General features: G+C 59.5%; 17 protein-coding genes. 5 read left to right on the top strand and 12 right to left on the bottom strand.

Going from position 1 to position 15,398, the window contains the following annotated elements; genetic code table 11:
• Nucleotides 1-73 precede the first annotated feature (73 nt).
• Nucleotides 74-502, top strand: a complete 429-nt coding sequence (gene mscL / locus AC0L37_RS14640; protein WP_212658988.1) for a large conductance mechanosensitive channel protein MscL — start codon at nt 74-76, stop codon at nt 500-502.
• Between the two features lie 227 nt (nt 503-729).
• Nucleotides 730-1,365, top strand: coding sequence for a response regulator transcription factor (locus AC0L37_RS14635; RefSeq protein ID WP_212658987.1), 636 nt, complete (start codon nt 730-732; stop codon nt 1,363-1,365).
• 21 nt (nt 1,366-1,386) lie between these two features.
• Here the strand turns inward: AC0L37_RS14635 and hemA are convergent, their stop codons facing one another.
• Entirely contained in the window at nt 1,387-2,667 is a 1,281-nt protein-coding gene (hemA, locus tag AC0L37_RS14630) for a 5-aminolevulinate synthase (protein ID WP_212658986.1), read from the bottom strand.
• A gap of 306 nt (nt 2,668-2,973) precedes the next feature.
• Between hemA and AC0L37_RS14625 the strand changes: the two genes are divergently transcribed.
• The gene (locus AC0L37_RS14625) at nt 2,974-3,744 is read left to right on the top strand and encodes an SDR family NAD(P)-dependent oxidoreductase (RefSeq protein ID WP_269367956.1); all 771 of its coding nucleotides are present in this window, start codon (nt 2,974-2,976) and stop codon (nt 3,742-3,744) included.
• A 101-nt stretch (nt 3,745-3,845) separates the two neighbouring features.
• Nucleotides 3,846-4,514: a YiaD family glycine zipper/OmpA-like lipoprotein gene (locus AC0L37_RS14620; protein ID WP_212658984.1), complete on the top strand. Its 669-nt coding sequence runs from the start codon at nt 3,846-3,848 to the stop codon at nt 4,512-4,514.
• Nucleotides 4,515-4,563: 49 nt separating this feature from the next.
• On the opposite strand, the gene AC0L37_RS14615 is transcribed toward AC0L37_RS14620, so the two are convergent.
• A complete protein-coding gene (locus AC0L37_RS14615; RefSeq protein ID WP_269367958.1) occupies nt 4,564-4,863 on the bottom strand; it encodes a hypothetical protein in 300 nt (99 codons plus the stop codon).
• Complete coding sequence (locus tag AC0L37_RS14610; RefSeq protein ID WP_212658982.1) at nt 4,863-5,120, bottom strand: hypothetical protein; 258 nt, start codon at nt 5,118-5,120, stop codon at nt 4,863-4,865. Before AC0L37_RS14610 ends, AC0L37_RS14615 begins: the two co-directional genes overlap by 1 nt.
• A gap of 195 nt (nt 5,121-5,315) precedes the next feature.
• Here AC0L37_RS14610 and AC0L37_RS14605 point away from each other — a divergent pair, with 195 nt between their 5' ends.
• The gene (locus AC0L37_RS14605; protein ID WP_282222842.1) at nt 5,316-5,702 is read left to right on the top strand and encodes a PRC-barrel domain-containing protein; all 387 of its coding nucleotides are present in this window, start codon (nt 5,316-5,318) and stop codon (nt 5,700-5,702) included.
• 73 nt (nt 5,703-5,775) lie between these two features.
• Here AC0L37_RS14605 and AC0L37_RS14600 read toward each other — a convergent pair whose 3' ends face one another.
• From AC0L37_RS14600 to AC0L37_RS14560, 9 genes are all read right to left on the bottom strand, one after another.
• Nucleotides 5,776-7,686 (bottom strand): glycoside hydrolase family 127 protein, encoded by a 1,911-nt coding sequence (locus AC0L37_RS14600; protein WP_282222843.1) that lies wholly within the window; start codon nt 7,684-7,686, stop codon nt 5,776-5,778.
• Nucleotides 7,683-8,765 carry a LacI family DNA-binding transcriptional regulator gene (locus AC0L37_RS14595; RefSeq protein WP_282222844.1) on the bottom strand — a complete coding sequence of 361 codons (1,083 nt, stop codon included), beginning with the start codon at nt 8,763-8,765 and terminating at the stop codon, nt 7,683-7,685. The genes AC0L37_RS14600 and AC0L37_RS14595 overlap by 4 nt, the downstream gene beginning before the upstream one ends.
• Nucleotides 8,766-8,777: 12 nt before the next feature.
• Nucleotides 8,778-9,638 (bottom strand): carbohydrate ABC transporter permease, encoded by an 861-nt coding sequence (locus AC0L37_RS14590; protein ID WP_212658978.1) that lies wholly within the window; start codon nt 9,636-9,638, stop codon nt 8,778-8,780.
• Nucleotides 9,635-10,510, bottom strand: coding sequence for a carbohydrate ABC transporter permease (locus AC0L37_RS14585; protein ID WP_282222845.1), 876 nt, complete (start codon nt 10,508-10,510; stop codon nt 9,635-9,637). The genes AC0L37_RS14590 and AC0L37_RS14585 overlap by 4 nt, the downstream gene beginning before the upstream one ends.
• Nucleotides 10,511-10,578: 68 nt before the next feature.
• The gene (locus AC0L37_RS14580; protein ID WP_282222846.1) at nt 10,579-11,832 is read right to left on the bottom strand and encodes an ABC transporter substrate-binding protein; all 1,254 of its coding nucleotides are present in this window, start codon (nt 11,830-11,832) and stop codon (nt 10,579-10,581) included.
• 223 nt (nt 11,833-12,055) lie between these two features.
• Nucleotides 12,056-12,862 carry a flagellar motor protein MotB gene (locus AC0L37_RS14575; protein WP_473313179.1) on the bottom strand — a complete coding sequence of 269 codons (807 nt, stop codon included), beginning with the start codon at nt 12,860-12,862 and terminating at the stop codon, nt 12,056-12,058.
• Nucleotides 12,863-12,910: 48 nt separating this feature from the next.
• Nucleotides 12,911-13,681, bottom strand: a complete 771-nt coding sequence (locus AC0L37_RS14570; RefSeq protein ID WP_212658974.1) for a motility protein A — start codon at nt 13,679-13,681, stop codon at nt 12,911-12,913.
• A 332-nt stretch (nt 13,682-14,013) separates the two neighbouring features.
• Entirely contained in the window at nt 14,014-14,448 is a 435-nt protein-coding gene (locus AC0L37_RS14565; protein ID WP_282222847.1) for a hypothetical protein, read from the bottom strand.
• A 209-nt stretch (nt 14,449-14,657) separates the two neighbouring features.
• A complete protein-coding gene (locus tag AC0L37_RS14560; RefSeq protein WP_282222848.1) occupies nt 14,658-15,398 on the bottom strand; it encodes a DCL family protein in 741 nt (246 codons plus the stop codon).

The following is a 15,398-nucleotide window of genomic DNA, read 5'->3' as shown; positions in this document are numbered from 1 at the left end:
TCATCAATGCTACTTACCCGCGGGTCGTGCGGGCCGCCTGGGGAAAGGCGGAACACAACAAAAGGGGCTACCAATGTTTAAAGAATTTCGGGACTTTGCCATCAAGGGCAACATGGTCGATCTGGCGATCGGTGTGATTATTGGCGCAGCGTTCGGTGCCATTGTGTCTTCGCTGGTTGACGACGTGTTCATGCCGCTGATCGGTCTGATCCTGGGTGGCATCGACTTCTCGAACCTGTTCTTCGTGCTCTCCAACCCGGATAACATTGCTGTGCCATCGCTTGCGGTTGCTCAGGAAGCTGGTATCGCCACGCTCAATATCGGCCTGTTCATCAACGCTGTGGTTAAGTTCACCATTGTGGCCTTTGTGCTGTTCATGGTGGTCAAGGGTATCAACTCGATGAAGCGCGAAGCCGCTGCCGAACCAGTTGCGGCCACGCCGGCGCCGAGCAAGGAAGAGGTGCTGCTGACCGAAATTCGCGACGCACTGCGCAAGAAGTAAGTCGATAAGGCCAGCCTCCGGGCTGGCCTTTTTCGCGCTCACAAGGTAGGAACATAGTCCATTGACAGATCAGAAATAGGCAAATAAACCTATAGTAGGTAGCAACGCCTACGTATAGTCCGTATAGTCCGTATCGGCGAGCGGGAACCCTTAGTGCAAACTACCAGCGCAAACGCATCGTTGGAGCGGTGTCGGTTTGAAGCAAGTTTGCCAGGGCAGGGGGCAAGATGAGCGACAACATCCATTATCGGTCTTCACTCAACCGCGATCGGCTGGTGCACATCGTCGATTCCGATCCGGCCACATGCGAGGCACTCAGCGTACTGTTCCGGCTCGAGGGGTTTCAGACCACCTTCTCGGTGGAGGCCGCCCATTTTCTGATTGGGCTTGAACGGCGAAAACCCGATGTCGTGGTGCTCAATCTCAGGCTGGGCGAGGAGAGCGGGCTAAGCCTGCTGCGGCGGGTCAAGTCGATGGGAACGGGAACACCGGTTTTCATGCTGGCCGATTATCCACAGCTTGAAGCCGCCGTCACCGCCATGAAAATCGGCGCCTCCGATGTCATCAGCAAGCCCATCGATACCGAGCATCTGCTGACCGACATCCGCGAGGCACTCTGCCAGGATGTGCATTTGAACGGCATGCAGGGCGGGCGCCGCGCTGTTGAGGTTCGCGGCTTTCAACAACTCACCCCGCGCGAACGCGAAGTGCTGCAATTGATCACCAATGGCCAGTCCAACAAGGAAGCCGGTCGTGCGCTGGGGATTTCGCCGCGCACCATTGAGGTGCACCGCGCCCGGGTCATGGAAAAACTCGGCGCCCGCAACACGGCCGATCTGATGCGGATCGTCCTGACCAGCTGAGCTGCCTGATCGCGCCGAAAACTACCCGCCGACGGTGGGCAATGTCAGATCGCCTGAGGTGAGCTTGCTCGCAGTGATCCGGGCATCGGCCCGCTCGCGCGGCAGTTCCAGGCTGGTCCAGACGCTGACCAGCGCGTGGCGCAGCTCGAAGATCATCTCATCGGTATGCAGCGGTGTCGGGGTGATCCGCAGGCGCTCGGTTCCCTTGGGCACGGTGGGATAATTGATCGGCTGGATATAGATGTTGTGCTTTTCCAGCAGCATGTCGCTGGCCGCCTTGCACTGACGCGCATCCCCCACCATCAACGGCACGATATGGGTTTCGGTGTCCATCACCGGCAGGCCGGCATCGGCCAGAATGGCCTTGGTCACGCGTGCCTGACGCTGCTGCATCATGCGTTCATGGCCACTGACCTTGAGGTGCTCGATAGACGCCCGGGCAGCAGCGCACAGCGCTGGGGGCAGGGCGGTGGTGAAGATGAACTCGGGCGCATACGAGCGCACCGCATCAATGATCGCCTTGTTGGCGGCAATATAGCCGCCCATGGTGCCAAAGCCCTTGGCCAGAGTGCCTTCGATGATGTCGATCCGGTCCATCAGGCCATCACGCTCGGCCATGCCGCCGCCGCGGGGGCCGTACATGCCAACGGCGTGCACTTCGTCGATATAGGTCAGGGCGCCGAACTCTTCAGCCAGATCGCAGATTTCCTTGATCGGGGCGATATCGCCATCCATCGAGTAGACGGATTCAAAGCAGATCAGCTTGGGCCGCTTGCGATCGACCTGGCTGAGCAGTTCGCGCAGATGGGCCACGTCGTTGTGGCGGAAGATCACCTTCTGCATGCCGGACTGACGCACACCCTGAATCATCGAGGCGTGGTTGAGCTGGTCCGAATAGATGATGCAGTCCGGCAGCAGCCGGGCAATGGTCGAAATGCCCGCTTCATTGGACACAAAGCCCGATGTGAACACCAGCGCCGCTTCCTTGCGATGCAGGTCGGCGAGCGAACGCTCAAGCTCGACCAGCGGGCGATTGGTGCCTGAAATATTGCGCGTGCCGCCGGCACCAACGCCAAGCTTGCCTGCGGTCTCCTGCATCGCGCCGATCACCTTGGGGTGCTGGCCCATGCCCAGATAGTCATTGGAGCACCAGATGGTGATGTCGCGCTCATTGTCGGCATCGTCGCGATAGATGGCTTTGGGGAAATGGCCCGCAACCCGCTCGAGGTCAGCAAAGACCCGGTAGCGCTTTTCCGCCCGTAGCGTATCAACCGCATCTTCGAATATGCCGCGATAGTCCATCGAAACGTCCTTTTGTCTGCCGCGGACAGGTCGGCGTCCGATCTCGACTAGCCATATAAGCTGCGGCAGCTGGTGCATTGACCCACGTCAATCTCTCGCTGCTTGCCGCGCCGAAATGTCGAGGCCCACGATTTGGATCATCAACATGAGACTCGTTCTAAACTGCAAAGCCCGCGCTGCCAATGTGCCAGAAGCTCGCAGGCAGCAGAAGTCAGCCGCCTCCCGACACTTTGATCGCCCGCCTCCCGCGCTTGTCGCCCCGACCAGTGCGCGCTAGATCGGGGGCGATAAACACCGGGAGCCATCATGACCGAATTTGCCAACTACCCCAGCCTGACAGGCATGCCGGTCGTCATTTCAGGCGGCGCGTCGGGAATCGGCGCAGCGCTCGTCCGCAATTTTGCGGCTCAGGGCGCCAGGGTAGGCTTTGTCGATATTGCGCGCGAGGCGGGCCAGGCTCTGGCCGCTGAACTCACCAATAGTGGACAGACGGTCAAGTTCGCAGACTGCGATATCACCGATACTGCGGCCTATCAGGCTGCGATCGCCGATTTTGCCGCAGCCCATGGCGATGCCCTGGTTTTGGTCAACAACGCTGGCCACGATCAGCGCCACGACTGGACAGAAGTGACGCCCGCCTATTGGGATGACCGCATGGCGGTCAACCTCAAGCACGCTTTCTTTGCCATTCAGGCCGTGGCGCCGGGCATGATCAAGGCTGGCAAGGGCTCCATCATCAATACCGGCTCGATCAGCTGGATGGTCATGACGCCTGAGCTGCCGGTTTATGAAACCGCCAAGGCTGCCACCCATGGTCTGACCCGGGCTATGGCGGGCGAGCTGGGCAAGTCCGGCATCCGTGTCAACTCGCTGGTTCCCGGCGCCATCGTCACCGAACGACAGCTCGCGCACTGGCTTGATGAAGCCGCGCTCAAGGGCATTTCGGACGCGCAGGCGCTGGCGGGTCACATCTATCCCGATGACGTTGCACGCATGGCTTTGTTCCTTGCCGCCGACGACAGCGCCATGATTTCAGCCCAACAATTTCTTGTCGATGGCGGCTGGGCCAACAGCTGATCCCGTTCATCAACTGTTCAGGCTCTTTCGTTCATCACCATCCTGCCGTATTCAGGGGGCACCTACAGGCCACCAAACCGAATCCTTCAGGGGGATATTCTATGAAGTCGAAGATTTTTGTTGCGCTTGCCGCGACGCTGGCGCTGACCGCCTGCACCACCACCAATCCGTACACGGGCCAGTCCCAGCTTTCCAACACCACTGGCGGCGCGCTGATCGGCACGGGCGGCGGCGCTCTTGCTGGTGCGCTTGTTGGCGCGGCCGTTGGCGGCGATCCCCGCGTTGGCGCCCTGATCGGTGCAGGTGTTGGCGGTCTGACCGGCGCCGGCATTGGCGCCTATATGGATCAGCAGGAAGCCGAGCTGCGCGCACAGCTGCAGGGCACCGGCGTTTCGGTGACCCGTGTTGGTCAGAACATCATTCTGAACATGCCATCCAACATCACCTTCGCCACCGACCAGTCCAATGTTCAGCCGCAATTCAACTCGACCCTGGTGTCGGTTGCCCTGGTGCTCAAGAAGTTCGACAAGTCGATCATCGACGTCTACGGCCACACCGATAGTCAGGGCGACGACGCCTACAATCTCAGCCTGAGCCAGCGTCGTGCCGTTTCGGTCGCGACAATCCTGGCCAATCAGGGCATCGATCAGCGCCGCTTCTATATTGAAGGCAAGGGCGAAACGAGCCCGATCGCTTCCAACGCAACCGAGCAGGGCCGTGCTCAGAACCGTCGCGTGGAAATCCAGATCGCGCCTATCAATAAGGGCTGATCAGTTAGATCATCGATACGAAAAAGCGCGGCCATTGAGCCGCGCTTTTTTATTGTGTCGGGATGGCTGGTTCGACAACAGGTGCCGACACAGGCGTCCCCGACTGCACATCTGTGCCGGGCGCCCCTGTCAGGATCTGCATCAGGAACAGCAGTGCGATGACGATCGCCAGACCGATCAGACCATAGAGCCACCAATTGGTTGGGCCGGTCGATCCCACAGTCGCCTCGTGTTCGCCCGCCACCTTGAGTGGCGAGTTGTCGGGTACGTCAAGACGCGCGCCATTCTCGTCGATCAAGGCATCGACGCGGGCGGCATTGGCCGCCGGTTGTTTTGGAGCAGTAGCCATCAGAAATCCCCTTTCAGGACGGTGTCGGCACCAACGTCGTTCTCGGCGCCCTGCCGCACTTCGGCGATGGCAGCGTCGATCTCGTCCGCGCTGAAGCCGACATCGTTGCCATTGGCATTGGCACTGGTGACTTCGGCCTTGAGCTGGTGCAGCAGGTCGATTTTCTCTTTGGCGGTGAAGAGCGTGTTGTGGGCGATTTGCATGGGCGAGAGATTGTCGTGCCCTCCCATACGCTCGCGCAGGCTATCAAAAACCATGGTGATCCCCTTCGTGTTCGATGATCAGTAAACGCCACAGGCGTGTCGCGGTTCCGCTGGCGGGCTTGGGTCGCGCATTACAGCGGCCTTTGGTTCCACACCTAAAGCACCGCCCCGATCACATTTTTCGATCGTGGAACTTAGCGGCGCACCGTCACGTTAGCCGGTCACACGCAACCAAGAGGAGTTCGTAAAATGGCTTACGATGACATTCGCGACCGAAATGCAGACGTCAAGGAAACCCACGATCTCATCGCATCCGACAAGGTTGAGGGCACCAAGGTCTACGATCCAAGCGGCGAGCACATCGGCTCAATCGAGCGCATTCTCGTCGAAAAGCGCGGCGGCAAGGTATCCTACGCTGTGCTCAGCTTTGGCGGCTTCTTCGGTATCGGCCACGACCATTACCCGCTGCCATGGTCCAAACTGGACTATGTGGAAGACCTCGGCGGCTATCAGGTCGATGTGACCAAGCAGCAGCTTGAGGGCGCGCCAAAATATGACGGCGACGAGAACTTCTGGACTGCCGATAACGGCCGGCGCGTCTATGACTATTACGGTGTGGCTCCATACTGGATCTAACCCGCGCCAACCGCTTTGATCACCTGATCATTGCACGCCGGCGCTCCCTTGCGGGAGCGCCGGTTTTGTTTGCCTATTGCACTTCAGGCACCCAGACCACCATCGATCCCTGTCCGCGATTGGCCCACAGATAGTAGGGCAGCGCGGTCAGCGTCGCCTTTTCATCCTGCGGTGGGTCGGTGCGATATAACGCCTGCCAGTCACCTTCCTTGATTGCCAGGGCATCGGCCTTCAGGGTCACAACGCCATCAAACAGATCGGCACGCGTCTCGGTCTTGAGCTGGGCATCCCGGGGCAGCTTGAGCCGCTGCACACGCCCGCCTGGATTGTCGGCTTCCTCGACGCAATAGACCAACGGCCCGCGTTTGAGCGCAATCCGGCCCGCATCCATGATCACGCCGGGATGGGCATAAAGCCGGACCGGCGGCATGGGCAGATCCATGGTCACTACATCGCCCTCGAACCAGTCACGGTTGATGGTCAGATAGCCATGGACTGCCGCCGCGACGTCCACGGCATTGCCATTGACGGACACCTTGGCGCCTTCGCACCAGCCTGGAATGCGCAGCTTCAGGTCGAACGTCGTTGGCACCTTGGGATCAACTTCAATCCGGATATCCCCGCTCCAGGGATAGGTCGAGATCTCACGCAGCGCGACCATGGTGCCGGCAATCTCGACCTCGGTATCGATCCCGCCATAAAGGTGGAACGCCACGCCATCCTGCGCGGTAGAGAGGAAATACCCGCCCACCGAGGCCACCAGCCGGCTGACATTCATCGTGCAGCACGGGCAGGTGTGCCAGTCCCAACGGGTCGGCGTGCCGTCACTCTCAAGAGGATTGGCATAGAAATACTGCTCCCCATCCCGGCTCAGCCCGCTCAGCGCGCCATTGAACATTGCCAGTTCAAGGATGTCGGCATATTTGCCATCGAGGTCCAGATGCAGCATGCGCTGGGCCCAGAAAATCAGGGCTACCGACGCACAGGTCTCGGCATAGGCCGTCTGATTGGGCAGATCGAAATCATGGGTGAAGCCTTCGTTCTGTGCCGAGGGGCCCAGGCCCGCCGTCACATACATCTTGGTCTCCATCACATCGTCCCACAGCACCTCGCAGGCACGCTTGAGATCGGCGTCACCGATCTCGGCAGCAAGGTCCGCCATGGCTGTGTAGAGATACATCGCGCGCACCGCGTGGCCGACAACCTTGTCCTGCTCGCGCACCGGCTTGTGGCTCTGGCTGTATTCGTAATTGCCCTGCACATAACGCTGCTGCTTTTCTGCATCGCCCCGCGCTTCGCGTTCGACGTCGAAAAAATGCGGTGGTTGCTGGCCGCGCTCATTGATCAGATAGGTGGCGAAATCGAGATGCTTCTTGTCGCGCGTCAGATAGTACAGCTTCATCAGCGCCAGCTCGAGCTCCTCATGCCCGTCATAGCCGCGCTTCTGCCCCGGGCCAGTACCGAAAACCGAATAGATGTGCTCGAGATAGCGCTCCATGATGTCGAGCCAGCGCCGGCGGCCGGTTACCTGGAAATAGGCAATCGCGCCTTCGAGCAAATGGCCAGCATTATACATCTCGTGATTGTCACGCAGATTGGTCCAGCGTTTGTCTGGCTCATGGCCAAGATACCAGCAATTGAGGTAGCCATCGGGCGCCTGCGCCGTCTCAAAATCATCGACAATAGCCTCGATCTTGGCTTCGATATCTTCATCCCGGCGATGTGCCAGCGCATAGCTGGCCGCTTCAATCCACTTGCCGATATCGCTGTCCCAGAACACCTGAACGGTGAAACCGTTGGCGTGGCGCGGAAACCGCAAGGGTGGCGGTGGCTGTTTGAGCTTCAGCGAATCCAGAATCGTATATTCGCTCAGCTTTTTGTGCTGGCTGGGGATGGTCCGGGTCAGAACGGTTTCGAGTCGCTCATGCCAGAACTGGCCCTCCAGTTTGACGTCGGGAAAGTTGACGGGGGCATAGCGGCTCATGATTGATTCTCCTCGGTCGTCTTTTTGGAATTGCAGGGGTCCGACGATTGGCGAACCACCAGTGAACAGGGCAGCCGTTCGACGCCCTTGAGGCGCTCCCCGGCGATCATGGCGATCAGTCGCTCGCCAGCCGCGCGCCCCAGCGCGCGCAAATTCATGTCGACGCTGGTCAGTGGCGGTCGCGCTGCCAATGCCATCACGTCCCAATTGTCGAAACCGACCACCGCCACATCCTGCGGCACCCGCAGGCCGCGCTCGCGCAGCGCATCGGTGGCGCCGCGGGCGATCTGGTCATTGCCGCAGAACAGCGCGTCTGGCTGGGTCTGCTCGCCGTCGAACAGTTCGGCCACCGCTTCGCGTCCCGACTGCTCGGACCATTTGCCATTGCGGTAAAAGCCCGCAATCTGTGGCAATCCTGCTTTGCTCAGGGCGTCAGCAAACCCTTTTTGACGCAGCGTCACGGCCTCAAAACGCTCAGGCCCGGTGATATGGGCAATGCGCTTGCGCCCGCCGGCAATCAGGTGTTCCACCCCCAATACGGCCCCGCCATAGTCATCGGGTACCAGGCACAGCGCATCAGGATCGTCCGTCTGCGAGAACACATAGATCACCGGCATGGTCTTGCCTGGCACGGCAATGGCCGGGCGCCGGTCCATGCGCCGTGCCGTCACCACCAGCCCGTCAATCCGCTTGCCCAGCAGCTGGTCGATATGCTGCTTTTCACGCGCTGGATCTTCGGTGGCATTGCACATGAAGACCGCTATGCCGTGCTCGGCCAGCCGCTCTTCGAGCGCCTCGAAAATCGGGAAGGTGAAGCGGCCCACACTGTCAGTGGTCAGGATGCCAACGGTCATCGATTTGGTCCGGTGCAGGCTTTGCGCCATGGCATTGGGCCGGAACCCCAGTTCCTGGGCGGCCGCGATGACCTTGTCGCGTGTTTCCTGCTTGAGCCGTCCATTGTCGTTGAGCGCCTTGGACGCTGTGCCAATCGACACACCGGCGCGAGCCGCCACGTCGCGAATGGTAGCGCGCTCCGGATAGCGCTCGGCGCCCGTCTCGATGTCGGTCTTGTCGGTCATGCTGCCCGTCTCCTATTTGACCGCGCCACTGAGGAAGCCGGACACATAGTATTTCTGCAGCAACAGATAGATCAGAATGCAGGGCAGAATCGACAGGATGACGCCCGATTGCAGCGCGCCCCAATCCACAGCGCCCAACCGTCCCGAGCGCACCGACACCAGCATGATGGGCATGGTGAACGCGCTCTCCTTGTTCATGAAGATCAGCGCGGCCAGAAACTCGTTCCAGGAGTTGATGAAGGTGAATAGCGTCACGGTCACCATGCCGGGCAGAACCAGTGGCAGGAAGATGCGCCGCAGCACGGTGAACGAGGTCGCGCCGTCCATCATGGCGGCCTCTTCGATCTCGCGCGGGATGGCCTCAAAGGCATTGCGCATCAGATAGATCGAGAAGGGCAACTGCAGCACTGCATGCACGATGGCCAGCCCCAGATGCGAATTGGCCAGCCCGATCTTGGAAAAGTTGAGATAGATCGGCATCAGGATGGCTTGATAGGGGATCATCAGCGGCGCCAGCATCAGCACGAACAGGAACTCCTTGCCCGGCAGTTGAAAGCGCGCCAGCCCGTATCCAGCCGGCACTGCCAGCGCCAGGCACAGCACGATGGCAATCCCGGCCACCAGCAGCGAATTGCCGGCATAGGTCATCAGCCCGGCCTGATAATCGAACACCTTCTGGTAGTTCTCCAGGCTCAGATTTTGCGGCAGATAGTTGGGCGGGGAAGCCGACGCCTCGGCCGGTGGCTTGATCGATGCCATCAGGCTGAGAAAGATCGGCCCCAGCATCAGCGTGATCACCAGCACGCAGATTGCCGCCACCACCAGACTGCGCCCGCGCAGCAGCGACGTGCCATATTGCAGGATCCCGCTCATTGGCTGTCACTCCGGCTGGTGATGAAGACCTGGATGGCGGCGAACACCAGAATGATCGCGGTCAGGATAATCGACAGTGCCGCCCCGTAACCCAGTTTGAAGCTGATGAAGCTGTTCTGGTAGATCAGATAGACCGAGGTGAAGGTCTGCCCGCGCGGATTGCCCCCGGTCATGATGTAGAACTGGTCGAACGCCAGGATCGAGCCGATCACCGAAATCAGCGTCACCAGCAGGATGGTTCGCATCGATAGCGGCACGATGATACGGCGGACCTTCTGCCAATAGGTGGCGCCATCAATGGTGGCGGCTTCAAGCACCTCGCCATTGATCGACTGGATCGCTGCCACGAACAGGATCATGCCGAAGCCAACCACCTTCCAGGTGACCGAAATGATCACCCCGATCAGGGCGGAATCTGCCTTGGTGAACCAGACCGGCATATCGGCCACCAGACCCAGATCAACCAGTATCTTGTTGAACAGACCCACCTGCTGATCCAGCAGCCAGAACCAGAGCAGGCTCGATGTGCCCAGCCCGATCACCACCGGCAGAAACACCGTGGCCCGCGTCAGCAGCCGCAATGGCGTGTTCTGCGATGTCAGCAGGGCAAGCCCGAAGCCCAGACCCATCAGGATGGGGGTAATGACAATGGTATATTTCGCGGTGAAGCCCAGCGCCCGCCAGAATGCCTTGTCGCCCAGCGCTTTTTCATAATTGGCCAGCCCCACCCAGTCGCCCCCGCCCAGCAGTGAGGTGTCGGTCAGTGACAGGTAGATCAGCTGTCCGAATGGCACCAGCACGAAAGCGGTGACGAAGATCAGGGCAGGGGCCACGTAGAGCAGGCCCAGATGGCGATTGGGAATGGCTGACACGGTCTGGCCCCGGCAGGAATGATAAGGATTGGGCGGCGGCAAAGGGAGGGCCGCCGCCCGTGCCGCGATTACTCGGCGGCAATTTCGAGCATGGTGGCGCGCGCATCCTCGATGGCGCCCTCAATGTCACCATCGAACACGGCCGTCTGCAGCATGGTCAGCCAGGGGCTCTGATCGGCATTGACCATGTCATTGAAGTGGAAGGCGTAGGGCGTCTGCCCGATGCCGACCGCCTTGGCCGTGGTGATGTAACGTGGCTCATCCTGGAAATAGGCATTGTTGGCCAGATCGCTGCGCGATGGCAGGATCAGGTTTTTCGCCAGCCCTTCAAGCTGCGCCTCGTCGCTCAACTGCCAGGTGATGAAACTTGTGGCGATTTCGGGATTTTTCGCACCGGCCGGGATGGCGATCACGTCGCCGCCCACAAAGGACGAATTCTGTCCCGCCTCGATCCCGGGCAGAGGCGCAATGCCGAAATTCATCTCAGGATGGTTGGCCTTGAGTGCCGAGATGGCAAAGCCACCAGAACCCTGCATGCCGATGGTGCCGGTTTCAAATGTCGCCATGAAATTGGCGCCGGTATCGCCCTCGGCGCTTTCGGGGATAACCCCGGCCTCCCACAAATCCTTGAGCATGGTGAGTACTTCAACCACGCCGGGGCCTTCCATCACGGGGGCATCCGGGCCGGTCGGCAATACCTGCGCGCCGCTGCCCCACATCATGGGCGCCTGGGTAAAGATGTTGCAGCCGCCGCACGAGCCCGAGAAGTAGTAGCCATAGACATTGTCAGGATCGCTGGCGTGGATCTTGGTGGCAAAATCCTGCAGTTCGGCCAGTGTTTCGGGCGGATGCTCGGGGTCCAGCCCGGCGGCGGCGAACAGGTCTTTATTATAGAGCAGGATGGACACATCGGGGGTGAAGCCGGTGCCATAGAGCTTGCCGTCATAGCTGGCCAGATCGCGGAACGCCTGGGCCACCTTGTCCTGATTGGGATCAGCCCCCAGCGTTTCGGTCAGGTCGGTCAAAAAGCCCGCCTTCATGAAGTCTGGCATGAAGATCAGATCAAACGAGATCAGGTCCGGCACATCGCCCGATTGCACCGAGGTGGCCAGCTTGGTCACCATCTGGTTGTCGGGAATGGTGGTTAGTTCGATCTGGTCGTCATGGCTGCTGTTCCACAGATCGATCATGTGCTGGGCGGCATTGGAACTCGAAGAGCGCGCCCAGAGGCTGAGTGTTTCGGCAGTGGCGGCGACCGGCGTGAACGCGGCGACTGACAGCGATAGCGCGAGCGCCATCCTGCCCAGAATTGGCATGTTCATGACTGTTTCTCCCTGTGTGTTGGCCTGCGCAAGCTCCTCCCCGCACCGGCCAATGCCCCTCGGGGCTTGATAAGAAAAGGTTTTCCTTTTGTCGCTGGCGCTGTTGTGATCTGGCCTGCTTCACAAGTTAGGAAAAGGTTTTCTCAAATGCCTTTGTGCCACAGGCTCCGATGCTGTTCAACTGGCAAAGATCATTTTTCCGCCGTGCGGGGCAGGTCGGGCCCTAGAAGCTCAGATTGGCGGGCACGGGCGGCGCTGACTTAAGCACAGAGATACGCACGCGCTCATTGGCATCAAGATAGGGGTCATTGGGGAAATAGGGTTCGGTATCGGCCCGGCCCACCACCGAGTCGATCAGTTCGCTACCCAGGCCGAATTCGCCCAGTGTGGCACGGGTAACATTGGCGCGGTCGCTCGACAGCTCCCAGGCACCATAGCGCGGATTGCTGTATTGCACCCCCGCAGCCGTATGGCCGGTGATCCGCAGTGGATGCCCCAGCCCCACCAGAATCGGCGCGATCACCGCCAGCGCCTTGCGGGTGGGCTCGATGGGATATTTGCTGCCCTCGGGGAACATGCGGCGGCCCGCATTGTCCGAGATCACGATATCCATGCCCTCTTCTGTATTTTCCACGATCAGGTTGTCGGCAAACGGCGTCAGTTGGGGCATGTCCTGCCAGGCCTGGCGGATGGAGGCGGCGGCCAGCGCAAACGCTTCGTCATCCTTGGTCGGGCTGGGTGCAGCGGCAGCCGACAATCCCAGCAGATCATCGGGCTCGATCGACACGCCATTGTCTTCCTCTTCGACCTGGCTCTTGGGCAGGTCCGAGGCGTTTTCCAGCACATGGTCGCGGAATGGATTGCCGTCCTTTTCAATCACCCCGTTGACCGTGCGTGCCTTGGTGATGCCGAATGCTTCGCGCATTGAGCCCGCGACCACCTGCAGCTTGACGGTGTCCTGAATGGAAAACGAGATCAGCAGCACGAAAAAGCACACCAGAATCGACATCAGATCACCAAAGGTGACCATCCATTCCGGCGCGCCGCCTGCAACTTTCTTTTCCGAGCCATGGCCGGATCAGGCCGCTTGCTCGAGCAGGCTCTGATGCTGATGTTCGGGCAGGTAGGCAACCAGCTTTTCGCGCAGCAGGGAAGGGCTCATGCCATCCTTGACGCCCAGCACGCCGTCAATGATCAGCGTCTGGTTGATTTCCTCGATATCAAGCTTGGCCGACAGCTTGTCGGCGATCGGCAGGCAGACCAGATTGGCCAGCACCGCGCCATAGAGCGTGGTCAGCAAAGCCACCGCCATAGCCGGGCCAATCGCGGCAGGATCGTCCATATTGCCCAGCATCTGCACCAGGCCCACAATCGTGCCGATCATGCCAAAGGCCGGGCCGGCGTCGCCCAGCGACTTGAAGATGCGTTGGCCTTCGGACAGCCGCGACAGATATTGATCGCGCGCCAGCTCCAGCGCGTCGCGAATATAGGTCGCGTCATAGCCGTCCGCGATATAGGTGGCACCGCGCGACAGGCCTGCTTCCTTGGTTTCGAAGGTCTCAAGGCCCAGCGGACCCTTCTTGCGGACAATGTCGCCCATTTCCACGATCGACTGGATGGTCTCACGCGGATTGGTTTTCTTGTGGGTGAACGCAACCCGGCCGCCCAGGGCAAAGCTGGGGCCAATACCGGACAGCGGAAAGCGGATAACGGTTGCGGCCAGGCCGCCCCCAAACACCACAAGCACGGAAGGCAGATCGACAAAGGCCGAAAAAGAGCCGCCCAGCGATACGGCCCAACCAATCACAGCGGCGCCAACGATGATGCCCGCAATTGTCGCAATATCCATGCCGCAGCCCCTTTAAGTTCCGCGGAGAATATAAATCACGGCCCCTAACTCATCGTAAATCTGGCCCGTGAAAAGATTCATAACTGCCTGAATCTGGATAATAATTTTGGTGCGACAAGTCGTCACGACGCCGCCCGCCTAACGCGACGCGCGCGTTCGACCGACCAAAACAACTGTGGTCAAACAATTTTCAGAGATGGAGAGGACTGGTGCTGCCGGACAGGATTGAACTCTGCTGTAGGGCTGCATAAATGCAGGATTTGCTGGGGTTCTAGCGGCCGCCAACTAGCGTTTGAGTACCAATGCTGAGTGCCTGCGTCAAGCAGTCAACCTCATTTTGGATTGGACGATTGAGAGAGCCCAACCCGCACCAGCATCATTCTGCCCAGCGCGCTGACATACGGTTGCTCCTCGCGCTCACCGAACCTGCCGATCTTCCACTTCCGTCGCTCATCGGTGTATGGGGCGGAGCTAAGCAATCCAATCGCCAGAAGCCTCCGTTGGGACGTCTTGAGCAACCCTCCCTTGGACCGAGCTTCATCCGGGGCATTACCGCGTAACTCTGGAGGCTGAAGGGCTCGGACCTTGTTTTCACCTTGCTCGCTCAGAGCGTCGAGCAGCAGCAAATCATCATCCGGCAGGTCGCCGAGCATCTGGAGCATGCGGAGTTCGTTGAGTTTTCCCATCTCCCCGGTGCCCACGCCATTGGCAACACATTTGGCGAAGTACGGGAAAAGCTTTGGCGGCTTGAACCAACCCTTCTTCAATGAGTGGGGCATTCGCCGGATGAGCTATCTTCTCGGATGCGGACTGCATCTCTAACTCATTGGCCAAGAGTAGAAGGAACGCCTCAATCCGATCGAGGCGCTGGTTGGGGATGATTGCAGTCAACGCCTCGGCCAGCAATGGACCTGCACGTTACCCCGTGTTGGCGGCATCCGCAGTGGAGGCCCAGCAGTCATGCGACTAGAGCAACCTAGTTAAAGACTAGCGGACGTTTTACCGGAGCAAGCTTTATAGACTTTGGGTCAGCGGAAGGCTTCTTACTGACTATCCGAAGCACAGCTACAGAATGGTGATACTCTAGGAACTCTGCAGCATGACCTTCATCGAGAAACTGGGTCGATATTTGTGCATCCCCTGAGGGTGTAAGGATGCCCGTGGGTATCTTCTCGTCCCAACCCATGCGCTCGCGAAAAGCTGTTACGATCTCGCCGAATGGCGGAGACGCGTGACTAAGCTGCGCCTGGGCGAAGGAAATCAGCTCGCCCGTAATATCGCATTCCAGAAAACCGTCAGCGTCAACAAAATGATCAAACTGATATTGCTTCATATTTTGCAGGTCTCCCGCAACGGCGTTGTGGCACGCATTGTAGAACTCCTGCTCCAGCGACATTGGAGTACCGTCCACCGCCTTCACATAGCTGAAGTCTGTTGCACTTCCGTCAACCCGAACTACCCAGAAACCGGGACTTGACCAGCCATCTCGTCTGTTCAAACGACGTTCAAAGTGGGCGATACCTTCCCCTATTTTGGAAGTCTCCTCAGCAATCAGAGCATCAAAGCGGTCAAGCAACGCCGCAAGGTCGCTGATATCTTGCTCGCCATCAACAATTTCGCCGTTTGCGTAACGACCCAACATTGCCTTGAAATGATTCTTGGCGTCCGTACGGGACTTCCACTCACGGCCGTTGGATAGAGCTACTGGTTTCCGCAT

This window comes from Devosia sp. J2-20 (genome assembly GCF_055808475.1).
Note: the sequence above shows the minus strand (reverse complement) of the source record. Positions and strands in the feature narration are given on the sequence as shown.

What these genes read in the sequence shown, in the direction of transcription:
- AC0L37_RS14625 (WP_269367956.1), top strand. Translation starts at nt 2,974, where the DNA reads ATGACCGAATTTGCCAACTACCCCAGCCTGACAGGCATGCCGGTCGTC.
- AC0L37_RS14595 (WP_282222844.1), bottom strand. Translation starts at nt 8,765, where the DNA reads ATGACCGACAAGACCGACATCGAGACGGGCGCCGAGCGCTATCCGGAG.
- AC0L37_RS14560 (WP_282222848.1), bottom strand. Translation starts at nt 15,398, where the DNA reads ATGCGGAAACCAGTAGCTCTATCCAACGGCCGTGAGTGGAAGTCCCGT.
- AC0L37_RS14610 (WP_212658982.1), bottom strand. Translation starts at nt 5,120, where the DNA reads ATGGTTTTTGATAGCCTGCGCGAGCGTATGGGAGGGCACGACAATCTC.
- AC0L37_RS14600 (WP_282222843.1), bottom strand. Translation starts at nt 7,686, where the DNA reads ATGAGCCGCTATGCCCCCGTCAACTTTCCCGACGTCAAACTGGAGGGC.
- AC0L37_RS14620 (WP_212658984.1), top strand. Translation starts at nt 3,846, where the DNA reads ATGAAGTCGAAGATTTTTGTTGCGCTTGCCGCGACGCTGGCGCTGACC.
- hemA (WP_212658986.1), bottom strand. Translation starts at nt 2,667, where the DNA reads ATGGACTATCGCGGCATATTCGAAGATGCGGTTGATACGCTACGGGCG.
- AC0L37_RS14590 (WP_212658978.1), bottom strand. Translation starts at nt 9,638, where the DNA reads ATGAGCGGGATCCTGCAATATGGCACGTCGCTGCTGCGCGGGCGCAGT.
- AC0L37_RS14570 (WP_212658974.1), bottom strand. Translation starts at nt 13,681, where the DNA reads ATGGATATTGCGACAATTGCGGGCATCATCGTTGGCGCCGCTGTGATT.
- AC0L37_RS14605 (WP_282222842.1), top strand. Translation starts at nt 5,316, where the DNA reads ATGGCTTACGATGACATTCGCGACCGAAATGCAGACGTCAAGGAAACC.
- AC0L37_RS14615 (WP_269367958.1), bottom strand. Translation starts at nt 4,863, where the DNA reads ATGGCTACTGCTCCAAAACAACCGGCGGCCAATGCCGCCCGCGTCGAT.
- mscL (WP_212658988.1), top strand. Translation starts at nt 74, where the DNA reads ATGTTTAAAGAATTTCGGGACTTTGCCATCAAGGGCAACATGGTCGAT.
- AC0L37_RS14575 (WP_473313179.1), bottom strand. Translation starts at nt 12,862, where the DNA reads ATGGTCACCTTTGGTGATCTGATGTCGATTCTGGTGTGCTTTTTCGTG.
- AC0L37_RS14635 (WP_212658987.1), top strand. Translation starts at nt 730, where the DNA reads ATGAGCGACAACATCCATTATCGGTCTTCACTCAACCGCGATCGGCTG.
- AC0L37_RS14580 (WP_282222846.1), bottom strand. Translation starts at nt 11,832, where the DNA reads ATGAACATGCCAATTCTGGGCAGGATGGCGCTCGCGCTATCGCTGTCA.